The sequence below is a fragment of the Paenibacillus sp. FSL H3-0321 genome (assembly GCF_038002865.1).
Taxonomy (GTDB): domain Bacteria; phylum Bacillota; class Bacilli; order Paenibacillales; family Paenibacillaceae; genus Paenibacillus_AQ.
Genome location: NZ_JBBODH010000001.1, coordinates 1,654,763 through 1,676,900 on the forward strand (window position 1 = coordinate 1,654,763; position 22,138 = coordinate 1,676,900).

At 50.3% G+C, this 22,138-nt stretch carries 26 protein-coding genes; 11 read left to right on the forward strand and 15 right to left on the reverse strand.

Features of this window, described 5'->3' with window-relative positions:
• Nucleotides 1–84 precede the first annotated feature (84 nt).
• Both MHI45_RS07315 and MHI45_RS07320 read right to left on the reverse strand, forming a co-directional pair.
• Nucleotides 85–1,290, reverse strand: a complete 1,206-nt coding sequence (locus MHI45_RS07315; RefSeq protein ID WP_076108923.1) for an endonuclease Q family protein — start codon at nt 1,288–1,290, stop codon at nt 85–87.
• A complete protein-coding gene (locus tag MHI45_RS07320) occupies nt 1,281–1,853 on the reverse strand; it encodes an NUDIX hydrolase (protein WP_076108922.1) in 573 nt (190 codons plus the stop codon). The genes MHI45_RS07315 and MHI45_RS07320 overlap by 10 nt, the downstream gene beginning before the upstream one ends.
• Before the next feature lie 76 nt (nt 1,854–1,929).
• Between MHI45_RS07320 and MHI45_RS07325 the strand changes: the two genes are divergently transcribed.
• Complete coding sequence (locus tag MHI45_RS07325) at nt 1,930–2,103, forward strand: hypothetical protein (protein ID WP_179091664.1); 174 nt, start codon at nt 1,930–1,932, stop codon at nt 2,101–2,103.
• Nucleotides 2,104–2,606: 503 nt separating this feature from the next.
• Here the strand turns inward: MHI45_RS07325 and MHI45_RS07330 are convergent.
• Nucleotides 2,607–3,734 (reverse strand): M20/M25/M40 family metallo-hydrolase, encoded by a 1,128-nt coding sequence (locus MHI45_RS07330; protein WP_076108921.1) that lies wholly within the window; start codon nt 3,732–3,734, stop codon nt 2,607–2,609.
• A 95-nt stretch (nt 3,735–3,829) separates the two neighbouring features.
• Between MHI45_RS07330 and prli42 the strand changes: the two genes are divergently transcribed.
• On the forward strand, nt 3,830–3,931 hold the full coding sequence (gene prli42, locus MHI45_RS07335; protein ID WP_144024217.1) for a stressosome-associated protein Prli42: 102 nt from the start codon (nt 3,830–3,832) through the stop codon (nt 3,929–3,931).
• A gap of 79 nt (nt 3,932–4,010) precedes the next feature.
• On the opposite strand, the gene lipB is transcribed toward prli42, so the two are convergent.
• From lipB to lpdA, 5 genes are all read right to left on the reverse strand, one after another.
• The gene (gene lipB, locus MHI45_RS07340; protein WP_076108920.1) at nt 4,011–4,718 is read right to left on the reverse strand and encodes a lipoyl(octanoyl) transferase LipB; all 708 of its coding nucleotides are present in this window, start codon (nt 4,716–4,718) and stop codon (nt 4,011–4,013) included.
• A 53-nt stretch (nt 4,719–4,771) separates the two neighbouring features.
• A complete protein-coding gene (locus MHI45_RS07345; RefSeq protein ID WP_076108919.1) occupies nt 4,772–6,175 on the reverse strand; it encodes a dihydrolipoamide acetyltransferase family protein in 1,404 nt (467 codons plus the stop codon).
• A 159-nt stretch (nt 6,176–6,334) separates the two neighbouring features.
• Entirely contained in the window at nt 6,335–7,321 is a 987-nt protein-coding gene (locus MHI45_RS07350; protein WP_076108918.1) for an alpha-ketoacid dehydrogenase subunit beta, read from the reverse strand.
• 3 nt (nt 7,322–7,324) lie between these two features.
• Nucleotides 7,325–8,356, reverse strand: coding sequence for a thiamine pyrophosphate-dependent dehydrogenase E1 component subunit alpha (locus tag MHI45_RS07355; RefSeq protein WP_076108917.1), 1,032 nt, complete (start codon nt 8,354–8,356; stop codon nt 7,325–7,327).
• 251 nt (nt 8,357–8,607) lie between these two features.
• Nucleotides 8,608–10,029, reverse strand: coding sequence for a dihydrolipoyl dehydrogenase (gene lpdA, locus MHI45_RS07360; RefSeq protein WP_076108916.1), 1,422 nt, complete (start codon nt 10,027–10,029; stop codon nt 8,608–8,610).
• Nucleotides 10,030–10,196: 167 nt separating this feature from the next.
• Here lpdA and MHI45_RS07365 point away from each other — a divergent pair, with 167 nt between their 5' ends.
• From MHI45_RS07365 to MHI45_RS07375, 3 genes are all read left to right on the forward strand, one after another.
• On the forward strand, nt 10,197–10,502 hold the full coding sequence (locus MHI45_RS07365; protein WP_076108915.1) for a DUF2627 domain-containing protein: 306 nt from the start codon (nt 10,197–10,199) through the stop codon (nt 10,500–10,502).
• A 135-nt stretch (nt 10,503–10,637) separates the two neighbouring features.
• The gene (locus tag MHI45_RS07370; RefSeq protein WP_179091663.1) at nt 10,638–11,357 is read left to right on the forward strand and encodes an ABC transporter ATP-binding protein; all 720 of its coding nucleotides are present in this window, start codon (nt 10,638–10,640) and stop codon (nt 11,355–11,357) included.
• Nucleotides 11,357–12,085 carry a hypothetical protein gene (locus MHI45_RS07375; protein ID WP_076108914.1) on the forward strand — a complete coding sequence of 243 codons (729 nt, stop codon included), beginning with the start codon at nt 11,357–11,359 and terminating at the stop codon, nt 12,083–12,085. The genes MHI45_RS07370 and MHI45_RS07375 overlap by 1 nt, the downstream gene beginning before the upstream one ends.
• A gap of 113 nt (nt 12,086–12,198) precedes the next feature.
• Here MHI45_RS07375 and MHI45_RS07380 read toward each other — a convergent pair whose 3' ends face one another.
• From MHI45_RS07380 to MHI45_RS07390, 3 genes are read right to left on the reverse strand one after another with little or no spacing between them, the layout of a single operon-like run.
• The gene (locus MHI45_RS07380; RefSeq protein ID WP_076108913.1) at nt 12,199–14,046 is read right to left on the reverse strand and encodes an ABC transporter ATP-binding protein; all 1,848 of its coding nucleotides are present in this window, start codon (nt 14,044–14,046) and stop codon (nt 12,199–12,201) included.
• The gene (locus tag MHI45_RS07385; RefSeq protein ID WP_340897316.1) at nt 14,027–15,814 is read right to left on the reverse strand and encodes an ABC transporter ATP-binding protein; all 1,788 of its coding nucleotides are present in this window, start codon (nt 15,812–15,814) and stop codon (nt 14,027–14,029) included. The genes MHI45_RS07380 and MHI45_RS07385 overlap by 20 nt, the downstream gene beginning before the upstream one ends.
• An 18-nt stretch (nt 15,815–15,832) precedes the next feature.
• Nucleotides 15,833–16,042 (reverse strand): hypothetical protein, encoded by a 210-nt coding sequence (locus MHI45_RS07390; RefSeq protein ID WP_038594769.1) that lies wholly within the window; start codon nt 16,040–16,042, stop codon nt 15,833–15,835.
• Between the two features lie 221 nt (nt 16,043–16,263).
• Here MHI45_RS07390 and MHI45_RS07395 point away from each other — a divergent pair, with 221 nt between their 5' ends.
• Entirely contained in the window at nt 16,264–16,833 is a 570-nt protein-coding gene (locus MHI45_RS07395) for a thymidine kinase (protein WP_076108911.1), read from the forward strand.
• A gap of 51 nt (nt 16,834–16,884) precedes the next feature.
• On the opposite strand, the gene MHI45_RS07400 is transcribed toward MHI45_RS07395, so the two are convergent.
• Together MHI45_RS07400 and MHI45_RS07405 are read right to left on the reverse strand one after the other, a co-directional pair.
• The gene (locus tag MHI45_RS07400; protein ID WP_076108910.1) at nt 16,885–17,151 is read right to left on the reverse strand and encodes a hypothetical protein; all 267 of its coding nucleotides are present in this window, start codon (nt 17,149–17,151) and stop codon (nt 16,885–16,887) included.
• Nucleotides 17,152–17,202: 51 nt separating this feature from the next.
• Nucleotides 17,203–17,721 (reverse strand): DinB family protein, encoded by a 519-nt coding sequence (locus tag MHI45_RS07405; RefSeq protein WP_076108909.1) that lies wholly within the window; start codon nt 17,719–17,721, stop codon nt 17,203–17,205.
• A gap of 137 nt (nt 17,722–17,858) precedes the next feature.
• Here MHI45_RS07405 and MHI45_RS07410 point away from each other — a divergent pair, with 137 nt between their 5' ends.
• The 4 genes from MHI45_RS07410 to MHI45_RS07425 all read left to right on the forward strand — a co-directional run bounded on the left by MHI45_RS07410 (nt 17,859) and on the right by MHI45_RS07425 (nt 19,912).
• Nucleotides 17,859–18,515 (forward strand): hypothetical protein, encoded by a 657-nt coding sequence (locus MHI45_RS07410; RefSeq protein WP_076108908.1) that lies wholly within the window; start codon nt 17,859–17,861, stop codon nt 18,513–18,515.
• Nucleotides 18,512–19,036 (forward strand): accessory gene regulator ArgB-like protein, encoded by a 525-nt coding sequence (locus tag MHI45_RS07415; protein ID WP_076108907.1) that lies wholly within the window; start codon nt 18,512–18,514, stop codon nt 19,034–19,036. The genes MHI45_RS07410 and MHI45_RS07415 overlap by 4 nt, the downstream gene beginning before the upstream one ends.
• A gap of 137 nt (nt 19,037–19,173) precedes the next feature.
• Entirely contained in the window at nt 19,174–19,536 is a 363-nt protein-coding gene (locus MHI45_RS07420) for a LytTR family DNA-binding domain-containing protein (RefSeq protein ID WP_076108906.1), read from the forward strand.
• Nucleotides 19,537–19,732: 196 nt separating this feature from the next.
• Nucleotides 19,733–19,912 (forward strand): sporulation histidine kinase inhibitor Sda, encoded by a 180-nt coding sequence (locus tag MHI45_RS07425; protein ID WP_076108905.1) that lies wholly within the window; start codon nt 19,733–19,735, stop codon nt 19,910–19,912.
• Nucleotides 19,913–20,066: 154 nt separating this feature from the next.
• Here the strand turns inward: MHI45_RS07425 and MHI45_RS07430 are convergent, their stop codons facing one another.
• Together MHI45_RS07430 and MHI45_RS07435 are read right to left on the reverse strand one after the other, a co-directional pair.
• Entirely contained in the window at nt 20,067–20,375 is a 309-nt protein-coding gene (locus MHI45_RS07430; protein ID WP_038594912.1) for a hypothetical protein, read from the reverse strand.
• Nucleotides 20,376–20,495: 120 nt separating this feature from the next.
• The gene (locus MHI45_RS07435) at nt 20,496–21,155 is read right to left on the reverse strand and encodes a helix-turn-helix domain-containing protein (protein ID WP_038594913.1); all 660 of its coding nucleotides are present in this window, start codon (nt 21,153–21,155) and stop codon (nt 20,496–20,498) included.
• Between the two features lie 171 nt (nt 21,156–21,326).
• Between MHI45_RS07435 and MHI45_RS07440 the strand changes: the two genes are divergently transcribed.
• Nucleotides 21,327–22,118, forward strand: coding sequence for a FlxA-like family protein (locus MHI45_RS07440; RefSeq protein WP_340897312.1), 792 nt, complete (start codon nt 21,327–21,329; stop codon nt 22,116–22,118).
• Nucleotides 22,119–22,138 lie beyond the last annotated feature (20 nt).

Consider the following 22,138-nt stretch of genomic DNA (forward strand, 5'->3'; position numbering starts at 1 on the left):
TTCCGGTCACATATTAAACCATATGAGGAGACATCCCGCTCTATGACTTGTCCTTTGGACAGGTCGCTGTTATGCACAGCAATTCTACTTTTTGTTCACCATTACTTTGCCGTACGTCCCTCCGCCACCAGCCGACAGTGCAAGTTCCCCCGTGCGGGCAAGAACAATCTGCGCAGCCAGCTCTGTTCCCGCTACTGCAGCAATCTCCGCCTCGCCGGCACCATGCAGAATGTTCATCTCTGTGCCAAAAGCCGCCAGCAGCGCGTTCATCTTAGCCGGGCCAAGTCCCGGAATAAACTCAAGCGGCACCTGATAATGATACGGCGGACGATGGTCCGGCACGAGGGGCTGCCCGCGGTCGGCGATGGACAGAATCCGGTCAAACACCCCCTGCACCAGCTTGGGACTGCCGCAATAAGGACAGCGTTCCGAAGTGGCATACGCTTCATCAATGATGCTGCCGCATCCGGCGCAATAAGTGCGGTGATACTTGCCCAGGCGCGGGTTCAGTCCAAAATTAGCGCTGACTCTACGGCCTGCCTTACGCTTCAGTGCCAGCTTCAATTCGCTGAAGGACGGCTTAGCCAGCTCGATGACATTGTATTCACGGCCGATTTTGCCGAGGGAGTGGGCGTCAGAGTTGGTCAGGAAGGTATAGCTGTCCAGCTCAGAAATGTATCCTGCCATCTCCGAATCCGCGCTAAGGCCAAGCTCAACTGCTGCGATGCGCTCCAGGTCAAACAGCTCGGCCATACGCTCTGCAGCACAACCATAAAGACCTTTATGCGGCGTGAAAATATGCGCCGGAATTAGAATGCCCCCGCGTCCGTAAATCTCATCCTGCAGTTCTCTGGATGGGGCATACAGCCGCTGGGAACTGAGATTTACGTTGCGCATATGCTTGCTCATCCAGCTGCTGAAATCCGCCATCGTCTCCAGATCCGGCATAAAGGCCAACACATGGCATTCCTTCCGGCCAGGCTCGCGGATTTCGATCTCTGACCCCAGCAGGATGGTGGTGCCCCTGTAAGCAATACCTCCACCGTCTGCCACTGTCATCTCTCCGGATTCCAGCGACTGGCAGATATCGCGTTGCACGCCGGGAGAGTGGCTGTCTATAATCCCGATTAGCCCGATCCCCTTGCGCTCTGCGGCCTCCTTGGCGATTCCGGCAAAGGTGAGATTCTTGCTGCCGCTGATTTTGACAGCTTGTCCTTCCGTAGTGCGGCCGATATGAACATGCAGGTCACAGTAGAAGCTGTGCAGCTTGTTTTCCTCTTCTAGTGCCATTGGCCCGTCAGCGTATAGAGATGCCATGCATACACCGCCATCATCGTTTTGGCGTCGGCAATACGGCCGTCCGCAATGTACTGGTAGGCTTCCTCCAGCGTAAGCTCGGAAACCTCCAGGAATTCGTCCTCATCCAGTGCCATATCTCCCGCCTGGGCGTTGTCTGTCACATACAAATGAATAATTTCATCTGCGAATCCGGGCGAGGTATAAAAGGATTTCAGCAGCTTAAGGTCGCCGCTGTGAAAGCCCGTCTCCTCCTGAAGCTCCCGGCCGGCAGCGGCCAAGGGATCTTCGCCCTTATCCAGCTTACCTGCGGGGATCTCTACCTCGGTGCGGTGCATCGGCTGGCGGTATTGCTCCACTACAAGCATTTTGCCCTGATTCAGAGCAAGCACAGCTACAGCTCCGGGATGCTTCACGACCTCGCGGGTTGCGGTATTGCCATCCGGCAGCTTAACCGTATCCACCTGCAGGGTAATAATTTTGCCTTCAAAAATCGGCTGTGTAGACAACGTCTCTTCATCCAGTGCGGGATTGCGGTGAGTTTCAACTTTTTTCATAGTTTATGGTCTCCTTTAGCTCAGTTCTGCATAGGGTGTATTATAGCAAACTTAAGGGGAAAGAAGGAATGTAGACATGTATGACATCCTTATCCGTACAAGCTCAACTGCAGTCACAATGGTAGGTACACCGGAGCAGATTAAAGCAGTAATCGCCGGGTGGACCCTGCAGTACAGACGTGATATGCCACTGTCCTACATCCTGCGGCTGAAAGCTGAATCACGGCTGAGTCCACCTAAAGCGGGGTAACCCGCTTGCAGCATTTTCTCCTTTCCGTTTCTGAATGTATCCGGACCGGAAAGACGTTATTACACCTGGAAAATCCTTTTTCCCGATCATCCGGACCGGAAAGGCGTTATTTCCTCTACAAGGAGGGAGATTGGCTTCAAAACAGAACAATAGTGTCTCTGGAGTCCGTTCCCTTGTCAAAAACCGGCGATTATTAGAAATAACGTCCATGGAGTCCGGCAGCTTCTATTCCTCATCCTCAAGTCACGGAGAGTTCTCCCCAGCTTCTAGGCCACCTTCTAAGTCACCGAGAGTCCTCCCCATTCGCTTGAAGGAACGTTCCCAACAAATACGTAGATTTAGCTAGACAACAGCATTTTCCGTAAGGTTCCATTCGGCGAAGCTGTTCCATTAAACGCTACTAATGGTGCTGTTCAGTAAAACATAAGGAGCTGCTCCCGGGAATCGCCCGGAAACAGCTCCTTCACTGCATATACCCAGCCTCAGCTGCTGCACATGATATTTTAACCTTTTACACTTTCCTTAACGATGGCTACAACCAGCTCAGCCGCTTTGACGATGTCCTCGGCTTTGATTCGTTCCTTGGTGGTATGGATATGCTCGTAACCGATGGCCAGATTTACCGTTGGTACCTTTAGACCATTGAACACATTGGCGTCGCTGCCGCCGCCGGACGGGAACAAGCGTGTCTTCAGACCGAGTGAGGTTATGGCGCGGTCCGCAAGTACTACAACCGGATCATGCTCATTAAAGCTGAAGGCCGGATAAATAATCTCACTGCGGAATTCACATTCTGCACCATGCTCACGCACTGTAGTCTCCAATGCTTCGCGCATGGAAGCCACTTGCCGGTCTACCTTCTCCTGCACAATACTGCGCGCTTCAGCATCCAGCTGCACATGGTCGCAGACCACATTCGTTGGTCCGCCGCCTGCGAATTTGCCAATATTGGCCGTAGTCTCATTGTCGATGCGTCCCAGCTTCATCGCCGAGATGGCTTTGCTTGCTACCTGAATGGCGCTGATGCCATCTTCCGGATTCACGCCGGCATGGGCGGATTTGCCGAAGATCTGCATCGTTACTTTAGCCTGGGAAGGCGCAGCAACCGCAATCGCTCCAACCTCGCCGTTGGAATCCAGCGCAAAGCCCATGTCAGCATCCAGCAGTTTGGGGTCCATGGCCCGGGCGCCAAGCAGCCCGGATTCTTCACCGGCTGTAATGACAAACTGAATCTGCCCGTGAGCAACGCCCTGTTCCTGAATGACACGGATCGCTTCGAACAGAGCAGCTAACCCCGCTTTGTCATCCGCCCCGAGAATTGTGCTGCCGTCGCTCGTAATCCAGCCGTCTTCTCCAAGGGTAGGCTTGATGTTCTGTCCGGGAACTACTGTATCCATATGGCAGGTGAACAGCAGCTTGGGAGCTGCTGCTCCGTTATCGGCAGGCCAGGTAACGAACAGATTGCCTGCCCCATGTCCAGTGCGCTCCTGGGAATCGTCCTCGATGGCAGTAAGACCCAAGGCGCTGAATTTTTCTTTTAGCACATCGGCAATTTGCCGTTCGTTTCTTGTTTCACTGTCAATACGGACAAGCTCCATAAATTCCTGAATCAATCGGTCTTGTGTTATCATTGGACTTCCCTCTCTTTCACGATTGCGTTACAATAGTGGTACTGCCTTAAATATCTGTACGCTCTTAACTTAAACTAATTCCAAAGGAGTCACTCATGCAACGTCAAAAATGGTTCCGTATCTTCATTTATGTCATGCTGATCGCCATGGTCGGCTCTACCTTGCTGATGGTCATCGAGCCTTTCCTGGCCGGTTAACAGCAGAAAGTAGAACGTTAATAATAGCGTCCGGGCTCCCCGGGCGCTATTTGACATCCCGGACTACCGTCAAATCGGCCTAAGCATGTGGATTCGCCGGGTTGATTACCTTATACGGAAAGTGCTGCAGGAAATAAGGAATCAGCTCCTCTGATACCTGCTCAGGCTCCACAGGCCGGCCGGTGCATTCCTCCAGCGAAGTTACCCCATATTCCGCAATGCCGCAGGGGATAATCCCCTGAAACCCGCGCCCGCCAATCCCCGCAGAGATGTTGAAGGCAAAGCCGTGGCTGGTAATAAAGCCTCTGCGTGATTTGCTTCTGTTAAACTTGACGCCAATCGCACAAATCTTCTGGTCGCCAACCCAAACGCCGGTATACCCGGGCTTTCGGTCACCCTCTATTCCGCACGAAGCCAAATAATCAATAATTACAGCCTCCAACCGGCGGAGATACCCGTGCAGGTCGACCCTTCCGTCCTCCCCAAGCTTCAGCAGCGGGTAGCCGACAAGCTGGCCCGGCCCGTGATATGTAATGTCCCCCCCGCGGTCGATTTCAAACAGCGCAATCCCTTGCTCCTTGAGCTGTTCACCGCTGAGGAGAAGATGCTCCGGGTGATTCTGAGAACCGATGGTATAGGTGGGCGGATGCTGCAAAAGGATCAGCTGTTCCAGGCCTGTTCCGGCATCAATGGCCTGCACATGTTCCTTTTGCAGCTCCCAGGCCGCACCATATTCCATCAGGGGGTGATATGAAATTTCCAGCTTGCCAGGTTGCGGGTTATTCATAACGTCAGGTCCCCTTTGAATTAGAGTCGCCAGTCACTGAATGTTGCAAAATATTAATACAGCTTGGTATCCGGTGTATAGCTTTCCAGGTTATCCTTCACGCGCTGCAGGAAGCGGCCGCAAATGACTCCATCCAGAATCCGGTGATCCAGAGACAGACAAATATTGGCCATGGAGCGTACGGCGATCATATCGTTGATGACCACAGGCTTCTTCACGATGGATTCAAAGGTCAATATTGCCGCCTGCGGGTAGTTGATAATCGGGTAGGACAGAATAGAACCGAAAGAACCGGTGTTGTTGACGGTAAAGGTACCACCCTGCATATCTTCCAGGCGCAGCTTGCCGTCGCGGGTCTTTTGCGCTAATTCGTCGATCTCCCGGGCAAGTCCGGCGATGTTCTTCTGATCAGCCTTCTTGATTACCGGTGTCATAACGGAATCTTCGGTGCCTACAGCAAGTGTAATATTGATGTCGCGTTTGACAATGATTTTATCAACCGCCCAGACGGAGTTCATAATCGGATAATCCTTGATCGCACTGACTACAGCCTTCATCATAAAAGCTAGGTAAGTCAGGTTTATGCCTTCCTTGCGCTTGAACTCATCTTTAAGCTTATTGCGCAGCACGACGAGATTCGTCACATCCACTTCAATCATTGTCCACGCATGGGGAATCTCCGAGACACTCTGGCGCATTCTCGTGGCGATCGTGTTGCGGATCGGGGTGACGTCGATCAAAAATTCTGAACTGCTGCCCCGGCCGCCTTCCACCTCAATCGTCGGAATACGTGGAGATTCGCTCAGGTGCAGTCCGGAATGGCGAACGGGCTCCTGCACTTCGGTTTGAACAGCCTGCAGTACAGGTTGCTGCGCAGCTTCTTGCGCCTGATGTCCGGCTGCTGAAGCTGCGCCATTGGAGGCATGGACGGCTGCGGCCCCGCCGCTTTCCAGGAACGTCAGCACATCCTTCCGGGTGATACGGCCGCCCATACCGGTTCCCGGCACAGCGGCAAGATTAATACCGTGCTCGGCGGCGAGTGTCTGTACTGCCGGTGAGTAGCGGGAGCGCATTGGAGCGTCAGCTGAACCCCCGGCAGCTGGTACCGGCGGTCTGGCTGCTGCAGGCGCCTGCGGAGCGGAATTAACCTGGCCAGCTCCGGCGGATGGAGCTGCCGGAACCGTTGGAGCTGCGGGGGCAGCCACGGCTACAGCGATACGGGCGATGACTTCGCCAACGTTGACGGTCTGGCCCTCTTCCGCGAGCAGCTCCACCAGCGTTCCTTCCACGGTGGAAGGCAGCTCTGCATTGACTTTATCCGTAATCAAATCGCAGATGGGCTCATATTGATCCACTTGATCGCCCGGCTGCTTCAGCCATTTGCCGATCGTCGCCGATACCAGCGACTCCGCCAGCTGCGGCAGAATCACGTCGATCAGCTTTGTATTGTCAGACATATTGTCACTCCTTAAAGTTTTGTAAGCGATACTTCCTAGAAATGTCTTCGTACAAAACTGATTTCGGAAGCATACGCTTAAAGTTTTGTAAGCAATACTTCCTGAAGCATCTTCGTACAAAATTCACTTCGGAAGCATGTACCCGCAGAATCAGAATGTTTAGTATTGCGCCAGCCGGAGCATCTCCGCTTTCACTTTATCTTTGCTCAGCATGAAGAATTTCTCCATCGGCGGGCTGATCGGCATCGCGGGCACATCAGGGCCGCAGAGCCGGAAGATCGGCGCGTCCAGCTCGAACAGGCAGTGCTCGGCAATAATGGCCGCCACCTCGCCGCCGATTCCGCCTGTCTTGTTGTCCTCATGGACAATCAGCACCTTGCCGGTCTGGCGGGCAGCGGCAATAATGGCTTCACGGTCCAGCGGCTGCAGCGTGCGAAGATCCAGTATGTGTGCGGTTATGCCTTCCTCGCGCTCCAGCTCCTCCGCAGCCTGCATCGCAAAATGCAGCGGCAGGCTGTATCCGATCACCGTAATATCGCTGCCTGCGCGCAGCAGGTTCGCCTCTCCGATCGGCACGGTATAATCATCTTCCGGCACATCTTCCTTAATCAGCTTGTAGCATTTCTTGTTCTCGAAGAATAAGACCGGATCCGGGTCACGGACCGCTGCCTTCAGCAGACCTTTGGCGTCATAAGCCGAATAAGGCGCTACAATCTTCAGTCCCGGTGTACCGAAGAAAATTGATTCGGGACACTGGGAATGATACAGCCCGCCAAATATACCGCCGCCGATAGGCGCGCGGATAACGACCGGGCAGTTCCAGTCGTTATTGGAGCGGTAACGGATTTTGGCCGCTTCGCTAATAATCTGATTGGTTGCCGGAAGCATGAAATCCGAATATTGCATTTCGGCAATAGGCTTCATGCCATACATGGCCGCTCCGATGGCCACTCCGGCAATCGCCGACTCCGCCAGCGGGGTATCCATCACGCGTTCTTCCCCGAACTGCTCCTGCAGCCCTTTGGTAGTGGTGAACACACCGCCCTTTACGCCAACATCCTCGCCTAGCACGAACACGGATTCATCGCGTTCCATTTCTTCCTTCATCGCCAGCCGGATCGCATCGATATATTCCATCATTGCCATGAATTATGCTCCTCCTTTGAGGTCTGATTCACTGTATACATGCAGCAGCGTATCTTCCGGTTTCGGGAAAGGTGCATTGTCAGCATATTCAATAGCCTCTTTCAGTTCAAGATTGTACTGTGCAGTCAGATCGCGTTCCTGTTCGTCACTCCACAGGCCCAGCTCTATCAGATAGTTGCGGAAGGCGGCGACGCCGTCCTTTTTCCAGTTCTCGTCAACCTCTTCCTTGGTCCGGTAAGCCAGATCGTTGTCCGAGGTGGAATGCGGTGACAGGCGGTACATCATCGCTTCGATCAGCGTTGGTCCTTCTCCTCTAAGAGCTCTCTCCCGCGCTTCCTTAACGACTCGGTACACTTCAAGCGGATCATTGCCGTCTACCTGGATGCCCGGGAAGCCGTAGCCCAGCGCACGGTCACTGACTTTGCCGGCGAGCTGCTTATGGGCAGGGATGGAGATGGCGTACTGGTTGTTCTGGCAAAAAATAATGACCGGCAGCTTGTTCACACCGGCAAAATTGCACGCTTCATGAAAATCCCCCTGGTTGCTGGAGCCTTCACCGAACGTAACAAAAGAAACAAACTTTTTCTTCTGCATCTTGGCCGCAAGCGCGAAACCTACCGCATGCGGTACTTGTGTAGTCACCGGACTTGAGCCGGTTACGATGCGCAGACGTTTGCTTCCAAAGTGGCCCGGCATCTGCCGTCCACCGCTGTTGGGATCCTCAGCCTTGGCGAACACGGAGAGCATCAGCTCGCGCATGGTCATGCCCACGGTAAGCACAAAGGCATAATCGCGGTAATACGGAAGGAAATAATCGTTCTGCCGGTCCAGTGCAAAAGCCGCCGCAACCTGAGCTGCCTCCTGGCCGATACCGGAAACATGGAAGTTAATCTTCCCGGCGCGCTGCAGCAGCAGACTGCGCTCATCGTACTTCCGTCCCATCTGCATATATTTGTACATATCGATGACCTGGCCGTCGCTGAGTCCAAGCTCCTGATGTCTGTTGACTGTTCCTACAGTACCTTGAGATTCCATATGAGAGGTACCTCCTAAATGTTTTGTGAGCCTAATCCCACTAAATTGGTTTCGTACAAACTTGGATTAGATGCTTAAAATTATAACAACCTGTGCCTGATCTTATAACCTGGTACTAAGACTTGACTTGAGTTCATTATAATCCCTTTTTGTACAAAAAGAAAAGAGAGGAAAAGCCGGAATAGAGCTATTTCGGCGCATAACGCTTCTCCAGCTCTATCCGGCATTCTCTTGGGGACTTTTCTCGTATACTAAAAACCGATTGATTTGCCATCTACCGCCAGCATGGCTTCTCCAATAATCTCGGAAAGGGTCGGATGGGCGTGGATGGCTTCGCCGATCTCCCAAGGGGTAGCGTCCAGCAGCTGCGCCAGCGCCGCTTCGCCGATGAGATCGGTCACATGCGGTCCGATCATTTGAACACCGAGAATATCTCCGCTGCTGCGGTCGGCAACGACTTTGACAAAACCGTCCTTCATCCCGTAGACGATAGCTTTGCCGATAGCCGAGAATGGAAATTTCCCTGTCACGACATCATGACCGAGATTCTTGGCCTCTTTCTCCGTATATCCGACACTGGCCACTTCCGGCCGTGTGTAGACACAACGGGGAACCTGATGGATATGATAGGGATGGAGCTTCTCGCCTGCCAGATGGTTCACCGCGCGAATACCTTCATGGCTGGCGGCATGGGCCAGCTGCAGACCGCCGATGCAGTCGCCGATACCGTAGATATGCGGCTCATTTGTCTGCATGTTAGCATTAACCTCAATCACACCTTTATCGAAGTGGATATCGGTGTTTTCCAATCCAATATTTTCGATATTGGCTACTCTGCCGACAGACACCAGCAGCTTCTCTGCGGACAAGCTCTGGCTCTGTTCCCCCTTGCGGGCTTCAATGGTTACGCCGTCCTCCGTTACCACACAAGTCTCAGCATCCACAGTTGTCCCCGTTAGAACTTTGACCCCGCGTTTTTTGAGCAGACGCAGCAGCTCCCGGGCAATTTCCTCGTCTTCCAGCGGCAGCAGCTGGCCAGCGGCCTCGACCACAGTCACCTGTACGCCGAAATCAACCAGCATTGAAGCCCACTCCACACCGATTACTCCGCCGCCCACAATAATGATCGAAGACGGCAGTTCTTCAAGCGTCAGCGCTTCTTCACTGCTCAGAATAACTTTGCCATCCGGTTTAAGTCCCGGCAGCACGCGGGGGCGTGAGCCTGTAGCGACAATAAGATTGGATGAGACCACAGTCTCCATCTCGCCATTCTCCAATTCCACCGCCACAGCACCGCTGCGCGGAGAGAAAATCGAAGGCCCGATGATCCGGCCTTTCCCTTTGAGGACCTGAATTTTATTTTTGCGCATCAAATATTGCACACCCTCATGCAGCTGTTCCACCACAGCTTCCTTGCGGCGCTGCACCTTCGGGAATACCAGTTTCACGCCTGTTGTTTCGATGCCATAACTTTCGCTCTCATTTATCTCAGCATAGACTTCTGCGCTGCGCAGCAGCGACTTGCTTGGAATACAGCCGCGGTGCAGGCAGGTGCCGCCCAGTTTGTCCATTTCGATGACGACAACCGACTTTCCCAGCTGGGCCGCGCGGATCGCCGCCACATAACCTCCGGTTCCACCGCCCAGTATCGCCACGTCACAGGATATTGTCATGATATGTATCCTCCAGTCATTACTCATAAGTTCTGCATAACCTATTACATTGTACTCTCTTTTATGCCCATTACAAACTTATAATCGTCATGTATTCATGGACTTTTCCCTGGTGAAGCGTTATCATATGGGGGAATCCAAAGGGCTGCGAAGGAGATGGAACCCTCATGAAACTGCTGATTTCACGCTTCATTGCCATCCTTATTCTGGTTATTCCCGGCCTGCTGGCCATGACAGGCTTCCTGATGATGAAAGATGATATTTTCAACTATATCTCCATGCATGGCGACGATGCTGTGACACCGGATTTTGCCTGGCTGCATTTTGGCGGGGGGCTGCTGCTCTTCTTGGCCGGGATGAGCTTTCTCGGAGGCTGGATTCTGACGCGTGACCGTAAAAAGAACTATGTCGGCCCGCGGTTCAGAGAGAAGCAAAAAATCCAGCAGCCGCCTGCTGCGAAAAGTAATCCTTAACTTTTAATAACTTAGATCACTTAACCAGGCATTTCCGAAGACATTCGGAGATGCCTTTTTTTTTGATTCTATGAATCCCTTAGGAAATAAGGTATATTTTCCCTGTAACTTATTTTAATCAGGGAGTGGTATGTCTTGCTGCATCAACAACAGACCCCGGCACTGGACAGCAATGCGATTATCGTATCCGGCGCAGGCAAAACATTAAATCAGACAAAGATCATCCGCAGCGTTTCTTTCGCTGTGCCTCATAACAGCATTTTTGCCATCATCGGCCCGAACGGAGCGGGCAAAACAACCCTGCTGCGTCTCATCATGGGTCTCTTGATTCTGGATGAAGGAACGATTACTTATTCCAGTGATCCGCGGATAATCTCGGTATTGCTGGAGAATGATTACTTATTCGAGACCAAAACCGGGCGTGAAAACATCCGTGATTTCTGCATCTATTTGGACGTAAGTCCGGCGTTAGCTTCTACGATGATCGAACGATACGCTGCTCTTCTGCAGCTCGAAACCGCACTTGATAATAAAGTGGCTACCTATTCCAAAGGCATGAAACGAAAGCTGTCGCTGCTGATTACGCTGCTGAAGGATTCCCCCATTCTGCTGCTGGACGAGCCTACCTCCGGTGTCGATCCCGAATCAAGACTGGTCATGCGCAGTGTCCTGCGCGGTTTGAAGGATGAAGGCAAAACACTTATCCTTACCTCTCACGATCTGGCGGAGGTTCAAAAAATCAGCGATTGGATCACCATCATGATCGGCGGTTCTATTGTTGATATTATCCATAATCAAGAATTCTGCGGTGATTTGGAGCAACGGTTCTTCACTGTACTTAAGGAGGCTAGATAATGAGGCTGCATCCGGTGAACAAATTGAATATCAAGGATGTCCTGAGAACCCCCTCGTATATTGCCATGCTCCTGATCGTGATGATCTTGCCGTTTAACTCCCTGCTGCAAATTCTGAGAACCAGCACCGGCCCGATGGCATTTATCCCGGTCTATATTTACCTTGTTCTCAACATCTCGATCTATCTCTTTCTTAATATGATTGCCCTCAGTCTGATAGTTATTTCCGAAAAAACCTCGGGGCGCTGCGAATATTATCTTGCCAACAAGGTCGATATCCGCCAGCTAACCTCTTTATACAGCCGCTCCGCCTTTGTGCTAAGCATTGCTCCTATCCTGCTTTTTAATGCCCTCGTGTTCGGATATGCCCTGGCTGCCCGGGAAGCGGTGCTTCTCCATCTGTTCCGGAATGTTGCTTTTGTGATGTTTGCTGCGGCTTATCTCCTGTTTACCTATGCCGCCACCGGAACATTGACGCTGATCTCCATGCTCTCCAAGTCCCCCGAGCGGGTAAGAACTTTCCTTTCGGTCAGTGCCGTGCTGTTTGTGTTTGCCGCCTCACTGCCCGGCACATTTATCCGCAAGCTCGGGATTACACCGGATGGTAACGCCATCCTTTGGATTACCGGCTGCATGCTGCTTCTCCTGGCTGCACTCTGCACCGCTGTGCGCTCTTCTCTAAACGGGAAGCTGAGCAATGAGAGCATTATATTATCCTACAAACAGTAGCTCCATTTTTCGGGAAAGGCCAAAAAAGCAGCAAGCCCGCCCCAGTCCCACTGCCTGCCGGGATGGCGTATCTTGCTGCTTCTCGTTAGCCGTTCTGATTCTGGACTGTCCCCTTACATCGCTGCCTCATCCTTGGCACCCCGAACCAGTTCGCTGTACAATCCGCCTTGCTGCAGCAGTTCGTCATGCGTGCCCTGCTGCAGCAAACGTCCGCCCTGCAATACCAGGATACGGTCCGCCGCGCGGATGGTGCCCAGTCTGTGGGCGATCACGAAGCTGGTCCGGCCTTTCATCAGCGCCTGCAGCCCTTCCTGAATCTTGATTTCAGTCACCGTATCAATGCTGCTGGTCGCCTCATCCAGCACCAGCATGGAAGGATTGGCGAGAATCGCTCTTGCGATCGCCAGCAGCTGCTTCTGCCCCTGGCTGATCCCGCTACCGTCCACGGAGAGCATCCGCTCGTAGCCGCCGCGCATCCGCATGATGAAGGAATGGGCATTCGCCAGCTTCGCCGCCTGCTCCACTTCCTCGTCCGTGGCGTCCAGCCTGCCGTAGCGGATATTGTCGCGGATTGTGCCTTTGAACAAGAAGGAATCCTGCAGCACAAAAGCCATCTGGCTGCGCAAACTTTCCCTGCGGATGGACGAAAGAACCATGCCGTCCAGCGTAATGCTTCCTTTGCTCGGATCGTAGAACCGCGACAAGAGGCCTATCAGTGTTGTCTTGCCAGCCCCTGTAGGCCCGACGAGGGCGATCATCTCGCCCGGCTTCGCTTCAAAGCTGATATTCTGCAATGTGTCGGCACCGCCGTCATAAGAGAAAGAGACGTCCTTGAACGTCACCGCCCCCTCTACCTGATCCAGCGATACCGCCGCGCCTTCATCCTTGGCTTCAGTCTCTTCGTCCATAACCTCAAACACCCGCTCCGCCCCGGCAATCGCCGACAGCAGTGTGTTCCACTGATTCGCCAGATCATTAAGCGGCCGTGTAAATTGACGTGTATACTCCACAAAGGCGATGATTACACCGACAGTGACCAGGCCGCGGATCGCCAGCAGGCCCCCGACACCGGCAACGATGGCAAAGCTCAGATTGTTCAGCCCATTCATCAGCTTGGGAATGAAGCCGGAAATGGACTGCGCCCAATACCCGGACAGCATAATCCGCGTATTACGTTCACGGAAACCGGAAATGACCCGTTCCTCCTGCGAGAACGCCTTGATAATCCGCTGTCCCGACAATGTTTCTTCTATATAGCCGTTGAGCTCGCCCATGCTGCGCTGCCGCTCCTTGAACAGCGGCCCGGTACGCCGCGTAATCCAGCGCATCCCCAGCGTCATCAGCGGCACTACAATAAACGTCAGGAGCGTAAGCAGCGGACTGAGCCATAGCATAACACCCACGGTGCCCAGCAGCGTGAGGACACTGGAGAAAATCTGGATCGCCGAGCTGTTCAGGGTGGAGCTGATATTCTCGATGTCATTGGTCAGGCGGCTCATAATTTCGCCCTGCTGCCTGCGGTTGAAGAAGGAAATCGGCAAACGGTGCAGGTGCGCGAACAAATCGGTGCGTATCCGGTAGATTGTCTCCTGGGCAATTTCGATCATCCAAATATTTTGCAGCCAGGAAGTTAATGAATTGAGCACATATACAAGTGCAAGGGTAATGAGGAAGGTCCCCCAGGTTCTGCCCCCCGATCCCTCTAAGTAATGATCGACCGCCCGGCTGATCAGATAAGGTCCAAGCAGCGCCAGACCGGAGCTGAACAGCACCATCAGAAGCACGAGGAACAGCTTGGCTTTGCGCTCGGCAAGATAACTCCAGATCCGTTTCAGCGTAGCCGACCAATTTTTCGCTTTCGCTTGGGGCTTTCGGCTCGAGGCCGCCCCGAAGCTTCTACCCTCTCCAAGTCCCAGATCCAGCTTCGGATGCTTGAAAGGTTCAATTAATGCTTTGAACATGATGCACCGCCTCCTTGCCCTGGGATTCATAAATTTTCCGGTAGAGGGAAGAGCCGGTCATAAGCTCTCCATGGGTACCTTTGGCGATTAACCGGCCTTCATCCAGCAGCAGGATCAGGTCTGCCGATACCGTGGAGCTGATCTTCTGGGTAATAAGAATGGTTGTGCAGGACATATGCTTCAGTTCCTCCAGCAAAAGACCTTCCGTTACTGCATCTAGCGCACTGGTGCTGTCATCCAGAATGAGTATCGCCGGCTTTCGCGCAAGCGCCCGGGCGATAGTCAGCCGCTGCTTTTGCCCGCCGGACAGATTGACCCCCCGCTGCCCCAGCTTGGTGTCATAGCCTTGAGGAAGACCTGTCACCGTTTCATGGATTTGCGCCGCAGCAGCTGCCCGCTCGATCTCTTCCCGGGTTGCGTGTTCATTCCCCCAGGCAATATTGTCACGTACCGAGCCGGTGAAGAGCAGTACCTCCTGTGGCACATAACCTATCGCTCCCCTCAGCTTGGCAATGTCCAGCTCCGAGCTGTCCACACCGTCAATTGAGATCACCCCATGGTTCTGTTCATATAACCGGGGAATCAGTCCAACCAGTGAGGATTTCCCGGAGCCGGTAGCCCCCATAATCGCCACGCGTTCTCCAGGTTTCACCTTAAAGGAGATCTCTTCCAGCACTGCGATCTCGCTACCCGGATAACTGAAGCTGACATTCTCAAATTCAACCTCACCCTGTATAGCATCCGGTCCGGTATAGTCACTGATTCCAGAAACGCCACGTTTACGCTCATTGGCCTGTTCGGCTTGCTCCGCAGTTACGTCCGTAGCTGCATCTGCCGACATCACTTCCGCCACCCGCTGCGAAGAAGCTATTGCACGGGAGAACGTCGCCATGATCGAGGACAAGGCTGACATAGCACCTATCGTGCGCAACGAGTAGTTAATAACGGCCACGGTCTGTCCCAGGGTTGCTTCCCCTGCAGAAATCTCAATCCTTCCAAACCATAAAACCGCCATAATCCCCGCGTTGACGATCAGCATAATCAGCGGAGCAGTTGTTTCCGTCAATCGGAGTGCAGCTACAGTCGACTTCATCAGCTCTCCACTGAATGAAGCGAACCGGCCAATCTCATGGCCCATACGTACAAACACACGAATTAAACGGATGCCGGTCAGATTCTCCTGAATAACGCCGTTTACCCCATCAAGCCGGACTTGCACGCTGCGAAACAAATCTGATGACCTGCGTATCACCCACGCCAGGAACAGAATCAGCACCGGCAATGTCACCGTCAGCAGCAGCCCCAGCTTCACATGCACGACCAAAGCCATGATCACACTGCCCAAGACAACAAGCGGCACCCGGGTCATAAACCGCAGCCCCATAAATATTGTATCCTGCAGTTGGGTCACATCTCCGGTAAGACGCGTAATCAGCGACGAGGTCGGAAAACGGCTGAACACTTCATAGGTGAAGGACTGCACCTTCTCATACAGCTTGTCCCTGAGATCAAAAGCAAATCCCTGACTGGCATGGGACGCAAAAAAAGAGCTGAGCACACCCGCCGCAAACGCTATAATCGCGCTTACTGCAAGTACACCGCCCCACAGCCAGACTACTGAATTATCCTTCTCCCTGATCCCATTATCGATAATTTTGGAGATCAGCAAAGGCTGCGAAAGTTCCACCGAAAGCTCGATAAGCATCATTACCAGGGCGGCGATCGCCGCCACCCGGTATCTTTTGAGATAAGAAAAAATTAAGTTCATCGACGTTACCCCATTTGTTTATTCGTAGAGCGCATCCCGCAGGCGGGTGGACATAGCAGAGCCCTGTCCCGTCTTGAGTATCACCCGCCGCAGCGCCTTGTTGCTCCGGTTCATTTCTGCTAATTCATCAAGCATTTCCGTCAATAAACTTTGCGTTTCCGGGGACAGTTCCCCGCTCTCCTGAAGTGCTGCCATTCTCTCTTTATAATGCTCCATTTTCTCCGTCAACTGCCAAACTTCCTTTCTGTCAAGGCTTCTCCTGTGGAAGTCCATAATTGCGTATATTATAACATATCACCAGGGAAGCACACTTTAAAGCGGTTGCTGAAATTTAAAAACACGATAGCAATGATTTCACTGGCAAGTTCAGCCACGAGTATGATACTCTAATAAAGTCGCATTTTTCGGTACACTATTACACAGGTTGAAGAACGAAAGGATAGATGGACGTGGCACAGTTGTTTTTCAAGTATGGAGCAATGAACAGCGGCAAATCCATTGAGATTCTCAAGGTAGCCCATAATTACGAGGAGCAGGGCAAGTCGGTGCTCATCTTCACTCCATCCCTGGACGATCGGGACGAGGTCGGGTATATTTCCTCCCGCATCGGACTGCGCAAGCAGGCCATAGCTATCGATGAGAACACAGATATATACAGCATAGTCAGCAGCAATCTGCCGAAGCCCCACTGCGTGCTGATCGACGAATGCCAGTTTCTGACCAAGGACTGCATTCTCCAGCTTGTGCGTATTGTGGATGAGCTGAACATACCGGTAATGGCTTTTGGACTAAAAAATGATTTTCAGAACAACTTATTCGAAGGCAGTAAATATATGCTGATCTACGCGGATAAAATTGAAGAAATGAAGACGATCTGCTGGTTCTGTGAACGGAAAGCCACAATGGCGCTGCGTGTAGAGAACGGCCAACCCGTATACAGCGGCAAGCAAATCCAGATCGGCGGCAATGAAGCTTATTATCCGGTCTGCCGCAAATGCCACAAGAATCCGCCCTTGTAAATATAAAAGCATTCCAGCCTCTTCATAAAGAGCCGGAATGCTTTTTTTGGTTTAGACCGAAGACGATTGTATCTCCTTCAGCGCTCTATGTTCGTCTTCCCTGCTCACAAACAGCTCATGCTGCGCTGCCACGTTCCCTCCATAATTTGCGCGGTTGGTTGCAGCCCGCATGCCTCCATTAATCTTGGAACGGTGGCGGATGCCCGCTGCGGTAAGACGGCTCTTCACCCTGAAATACTGGGCCTGATCAAATGTAGTGAAGAGCAGTGTTCTCTCCCGTGGAACAAAGAAATGCAAGATGCCCGTTAAAAAGCTCATTTGCGTCCTCCTCCTGTCCCCATCCCTCACTGCCATCAACTGCAGCCGCAACTAATTCAAGTAACGCTCGTTCAACACATTCAAATGATGAAGTTCATGTCCGATAATGAGGCAGGCCTGTGCTCTGACCGACATTGCTGTCGAATGGAACATTCCTCTACGGGTCCAGGCGTCTTCCGGCAGACTGTCCAGCAGGGCCAGCGTAGACTCGCGGACCAGTTTGTACTGGCTGACCAGTTCCTGAAGAGTGAAGCGGTCAAAATCACCTGCGGCCACATAATCATTTTCCTCGTAACCGGGCAGCGGCGCTTGTTCTCCTCTGGCAAAACAAAGCAAGCGGTAAGACATAATCCGGTCATTGTCGGTCAGGTGGCCAATCATCTGCTTAATGCTCCACTTCTCCGGTGCATAACGATAGTTCCCCTGCTCTTCGCTTAAGGCTCCCAGCAAATCAAAAAAGCTTCCGGATTGCTCCCTCAGAATGGCTGCCAAATCTCCCTCAGCTGGCACTAGAGCGATATATCGCTCCTGAACCTCAAGATACTCATTTTTTTCCAGACGCTGATTCATCAAATAACGCCTCTTTTCCAACAATATTAAGAAAAATTTGGTGAAAAGAACAAAATCTTATTGTTGTATTTTAGTTCATTAGGTATAATATTTGCAAGATTAAAGGTTGAGTTAATCTGACCTTCGGGAGTGTCGGTATGCTGGATTCTGTACTTTTTATTGTGTTTTCGGTACTCGAAAGTACCGCATTATTTTATCTGGCATTTAAGATATTCAAGATTGATCTTTATCCGAAAGAGATAGTTTTTGCTGGTTTGATTATGGCTTTCTTCTCTTATGTCATTCGAGTGAATAACGGTTTTGCAGGGATTGATGTATTTACCCAATACCTGCTTGTTTTTCTCTTTTTATGGCTGCTATTTCGAATTCATGTTTTTTACGCAGCTATTATGACAGGTATGTCCTACCAGCTCTACATGCTTATCCAATCTATACTATATTTGTTAATGAGCACTTCAGGAATTACAGATTTTAAACTTCACTCAATATCGATAGGAGTATATTTAATGCAGACGCTATCTGCCTTGACAGCATTCTCTATCGGACACTATATTGGGAGGAAAAGGAAAGGCTTTGATTTTGTTCCGGACAAGCCCGAAGAGAGAATCGTTTTAGGACATCAGGAAAAAGTCCTCTTTACATTAAGTCTACCTTCTATTCTTATTGTTTATTTAATGATTTATGTTTCTGAGAATTCCTTTCAGTTATTTATTCTCATTCCTCTCGCTTACGCTGTGCTTTTGTTCGGATATTTAAATTTTTCGATCAAGAAGAACCGTGGTGATGAATTTTGAACAGTTTGGCTATTAAAATTTCAGCCGCAATAAAGCGGGCCAATCCAGAGGAAACTTGTTCTGAAGAAATAATGCAGTATGCCTTGAATATTATTTTAAACACTCTTCTAACCATCACAGCTTCCCTTGTCATTGGCGGGTTGTTAAATAATTTCACTGAAACCTTGATTTTTTATATATGTTTTAGCATACTGCGCATATGTTCAGGCGGTTTTCATTTACGGACGGCGACTGCCTGCAATATTGTTACTACATTAATTTGTGTTCTCACCCCATTTCTTTTGAATTTCACTGGATCTTCACTTTGGATAATAAATGCTTTTAGTTTAATCATTATGTTTTTATTTGCCCCAAACCCGGATAAAAATGCCCAAATTCCGCTCAGATGGTTTCCCGGTCTGAAGATGGCTTCTATAGCACTTGTTGGTTTTAATTTTATTATTGGTTCGTCTGTCATCGGACTGGCTTTTCTGATTCAGTCCTTAACAGTAATTCCATGGAAAGGAAGGTTGAAGTTATGAAGTCATACATTGCGAAACAAGCATCCTCAGCTCTTGAGGCTTCCGCACGATTCTTTGTCTCTGTTATGAAAATTGGTTTACACAGCCCTGAAGCACCAAAAGAATTGCGGAAGTAATTAAACAAGGATGGGGAAAACATGCGTGTCTTACAAAACGACGGCTCCTCCCTGGACATCCAGGAAGAAGAGATATTGTATTTTTCCAGCTACAAAAATGCAATATTCGTCCATACGAAAGAAGGCGAATTTGTTCTCCCCACTACTCTTTCCGATCTATGGGTTGCTTATAAGGGTAAAGGATTTGAGCGTCTTGACCGCAGCAATGTCGTGAGTCTCAGCAATGTGGACAGTTATGATGCGGAGCGGAAGATCGTACTTTTTAATCAAGGAGAACAATTTGCCACTGTATCTGAGTCCAATGAAGCCCGCCTCAAAAAACATTTGGCAGGACGCAAGAAAGATTCCTCGCAAGAGAACAAAGACAGCATCAATAAGCAGTGATCCCGGTGCACATTAGCACTGGGATCGTTGCTTTTATTCAACATTCTTCGACCCAATCCTTCATTTTCCCATATCATTCATTTTTTGTAAAGGGGAATTCACCCTGCGAATACCAGGAGACGGATTTCTTTCCAAATGGTACCATTTAGATATTACTATAATTTAAGTCATTCTAAATAACCGATGGAGGAATCTAATGGATTATTACTTTCATCCTTCTCCGCGCCCCTCATCCCTTGAAATGTTATCTGACGAACAGTTATTGAACATCTATGAATTGGCGGTGGAGGCGAAGGCTTCGCCTGATTTTATTGAAATTATTAAAAATGTATTGACCGGGAGAAAATTAATGGGCTCAGAGCACCTGGATGCTTGATGCTGCTATAATCTCAGCATATTCTTACATAGTTCCTGCTTTTTGGAATAGAGCTTGCCCGATAAACAGCAAAGAAGCCATCCTCACTTTAATGTGCAGGATGGCTTCTTTTATTGGAATGATTAATGATTAGATAAAGGAGAGTACTTCTGGACTACTCGATGAATTCTGTCTTGAAGACGTTGTCGAGCTTTCCGCCCAGTCTTTTTTTGAGAGGTACCTTGATATCCCGGCCCAGTTCTTTGAAGAAGGTTTCGATATCACACTTCACATTCTGTGCCATGGCGATTATGGTTCCGTCCCCCACGATATTCTGGTTCACTTCGAGAGGCACGTCCACTTCGATATCATATTTCTTGGTCAATGTTTTGATGTATCTCGCAAAGATCTCCAGCAGCTCTTCGTTGTTGAAATTTTCGATTGCCGCTTTTCCCTTGCTGGTAAATTTCATGTTAACTCTCATTTGAGATATCCCCTTTTCTGTGTAACCATTTTTGTTGTTGGTTTATGGATCAAGATGAATAGATGGCTGCAAGAAAGGGCAACATTATTCATTTTTGAAAACAATAGAACGGACGCACGCTCATTTAAACGCGCCCTTAACCTGCTGCACCTTAAATTGGGTAAACTCCTTAAGTGCCTGGATAACCTCGTCCTGCTCCTCATCCTTCAGCTCATAGATGCATTCCCGCAGCCACTCGCCGAAGATATAGGCCTGTCGGCCTTTTCGGGGCTGCTTGCGGAGTGAATCCAGATTGCCTTCAAATTTGTCGTTGAGCACATCAGTAAGGTTATATTTCTCAATTTTTTCTATTACCATTCCTGCCCCATATTCCGTTTCATAAACGATGACCTCATCGGAATCAAACGAAACGTACGAAGTTTCTTTCCCTTCCTTGGACCGAAACTCCTTCAGCTTGTTAAATGCCGTCTCATATATATAATCCTGGGACTGATTAAGGACAGGCAGCTTGTAGCCCTGCTTAAGTGTCTTGATGTATTCAATATCCGGCATATAGTCGGCCAGATGATACATGCGGTTCTTAAGATCCGCTCCAAGCGCTTCAATGATCTTATCCAGGTTATCTTTGAGAGGAATACTTTCCCCGCGTTCAATCTTGCTGAGCTGAGAGTAACTGATGCCGCTCTTCTCTTCCAGTCCTCTTAAGGTCAACCCGCGTGCTTTTCTGAAGTGCCGGATAAAATCCCCCAGCTCATCAGGATAGTTATCGAAATCGTTCATGGGAGTCACCTCTACCTATATCATAACACAAGATAACACTTTGTGTTTCAATATAACAATTAATCCCTAAAATACTTGCTGCTTATTTAAGCATTATTCTTATTTTAGCGCCCTGCTTTACCGATAAAACATTTATATGGTAAATAATTCTTTGATTTGGAGGAAATACCCATGAAGTCCATCCCCTCAATCTCAAGTAACGTTAACACTAATAACGCAAACCAAACCATTGCTTCCCCCCGTGGCAAGGAGATCCAAAGCTTAATCAGCCAAAAAAGCAAATTAAATGAAGAAATCAGCGCGGTTAAGGCCGATAAAGATTTGGACACGAAGATGAAGGCCGAACGGGTTCAGTCCCTGAGGACCTCAATCCAAAACATTGATGCCCAAATTGCCGAGCTCAAAGCCCAAGAAATGCAAGAAAAAGCTGAACGCAACCGGCCCGAGCAGCAGGACAGCAAACCAACGTCAACAGACAGCTCTGCAGCAGTGCTGGACGTTGTTTTAAAGCACAGCACGACTTATGACCGCCTGGGCAAGCTGGTGGGCCTGAGCAAGAAGCTGGAAGGCTCTATAGATCCGTTAAAGAGCGAATCCAAGATGGAGCACGACAGACTGGCTAACAACCCTACCAAAGATATCGGCAGATACGAAATGCTGGAGAATGCAGAATATACCGTCCTGCAGACCAAACGGGAACGGATACTGGATATCCGCTCTACCATACATAATGTCGATCAAAAAATTGGCGAGTTGGTTTCCGAGCTCAAAGAGGATAACTCCCGCTTGTCACAAGCAAATAAAGCCGTACCGGAAATTTCCGGACTTGAGGAAGATACGGATAGTGATAAGAAGGATACCAAAGACAGCACTTCGAAAGATAAATCGCTCCCGGGAGACGAAAAAACTGGGGATGATGCTGGAGCTTCCGGGGCGGTAAAATCAATTGACGTACGGGTGTGAAGGCTTTCGAGGAGATTAAC

Coding starts and splice junctions, on each gene's coding strand:
- MHI45_RS07320 (WP_076108922.1), bottom strand. CDS start 1,853: ATGAAAAAAGTTGAAACTCACCGCAATCCCGCACTGGATGAAGAGACG.
- MHI45_RS07405 (WP_076108909.1), bottom strand. CDS start 17,721: ATGAATCAGCGTCTGGAAAAAAATGAGTATCTTGAGGTTCAGGAGCGA.
- MHI45_RS07375 (WP_076108914.1), top strand. CDS start 11,357: ATGAGGCTGCATCCGGTGAACAAATTGAATATCAAGGATGTCCTGAGA.
- MHI45_RS07400 (WP_076108910.1), bottom strand. CDS start 17,151: ATGAGCTTTTTAACGGGCATCTTGCATTTCTTTGTTCCACGGGAGAGA.
- MHI45_RS07430 (WP_038594912.1), bottom strand. CDS start 20,375: ATGAGAGTTAACATGAAATTTACCAGCAAGGGAAAAGCGGCAATCGAA.
- prli42 (WP_144024217.1), top strand. CDS start 3,830: ATGCAACGTCAAAAATGGTTCCGTATCTTCATTTATGTCATGCTGATC.
- MHI45_RS07350 (WP_076108918.1), bottom strand. CDS start 7,321: ATGGCAATGATGGAATATATCGATGCGATCCGGCTGGCGATGAAGGAA.
- MHI45_RS07345 (WP_076108919.1), bottom strand. CDS start 6,175: ATGTCTGACAATACAAAGCTGATCGACGTGATTCTGCCGCAGCTGGCG.
- MHI45_RS07425 (WP_076108905.1), top strand. CDS start 19,733: ATGGATTATTACTTTCATCCTTCTCCGCGCCCCTCATCCCTTGAAATG.
- MHI45_RS07420 (WP_076108906.1), top strand. CDS start 19,174: ATGCGTGTCTTACAAAACGACGGCTCCTCCCTGGACATCCAGGAAGAA.
- MHI45_RS07355 (WP_076108917.1), bottom strand. CDS start 8,356: ATGGAATCTCAAGGTACTGTAGGAACAGTCAACAGACATCAGGAGCTT.
- lpdA (WP_076108916.1), bottom strand. CDS start 10,029: ATGACAATATCCTGTGACGTGGCGATACTGGGCGGTGGAACCGGAGGT.
- MHI45_RS07440 (WP_340897312.1), top strand. CDS start 21,327: ATGAAGTCCATCCCCTCAATCTCAAGTAACGTTAACACTAATAACGCA.
- MHI45_RS07385 (WP_340897316.1), bottom strand. CDS start 15,814: ATGAACTTAATTTTTTCTTATCTCAAAAGATACCGGGTGGCGGCGATC.
- MHI45_RS07315 (WP_076108923.1), bottom strand. CDS start 1,290: ATGGCACTAGAAGAGGAAAACAAGCTGCACAGCTTCTACTGTGACCTG.
- lipB (WP_076108920.1), bottom strand. CDS start 4,718: ATGAATAACCCGCAACCTGGCAAGCTGGAAATTTCATATCACCCCCTG.
- MHI45_RS07330 (WP_076108921.1), bottom strand. CDS start 3,734: ATGATAACACAAGACCGATTGATTCAGGAATTTATGGAGCTTGTCCGT.
- MHI45_RS07410 (WP_076108908.1), top strand. CDS start 17,859: ATGCTGGATTCTGTACTTTTTATTGTGTTTTCGGTACTCGAAAGTACC.
- MHI45_RS07365 (WP_076108915.1), top strand. CDS start 10,197: ATGAAACTGCTGATTTCACGCTTCATTGCCATCCTTATTCTGGTTATT.
- MHI45_RS07325 (WP_179091664.1), top strand. CDS start 1,930: ATGTATGACATCCTTATCCGTACAAGCTCAACTGCAGTCACAATGGTA.
- MHI45_RS07380 (WP_076108913.1), bottom strand. CDS start 14,046: ATGTTCAAAGCATTAATTGAACCTTTCAAGCATCCGAAGCTGGATCTG.
- MHI45_RS07435 (WP_038594913.1), bottom strand. CDS start 21,155: ATGAACGATTTCGATAACTATCCTGATGAGCTGGGGGATTTTATCCGG.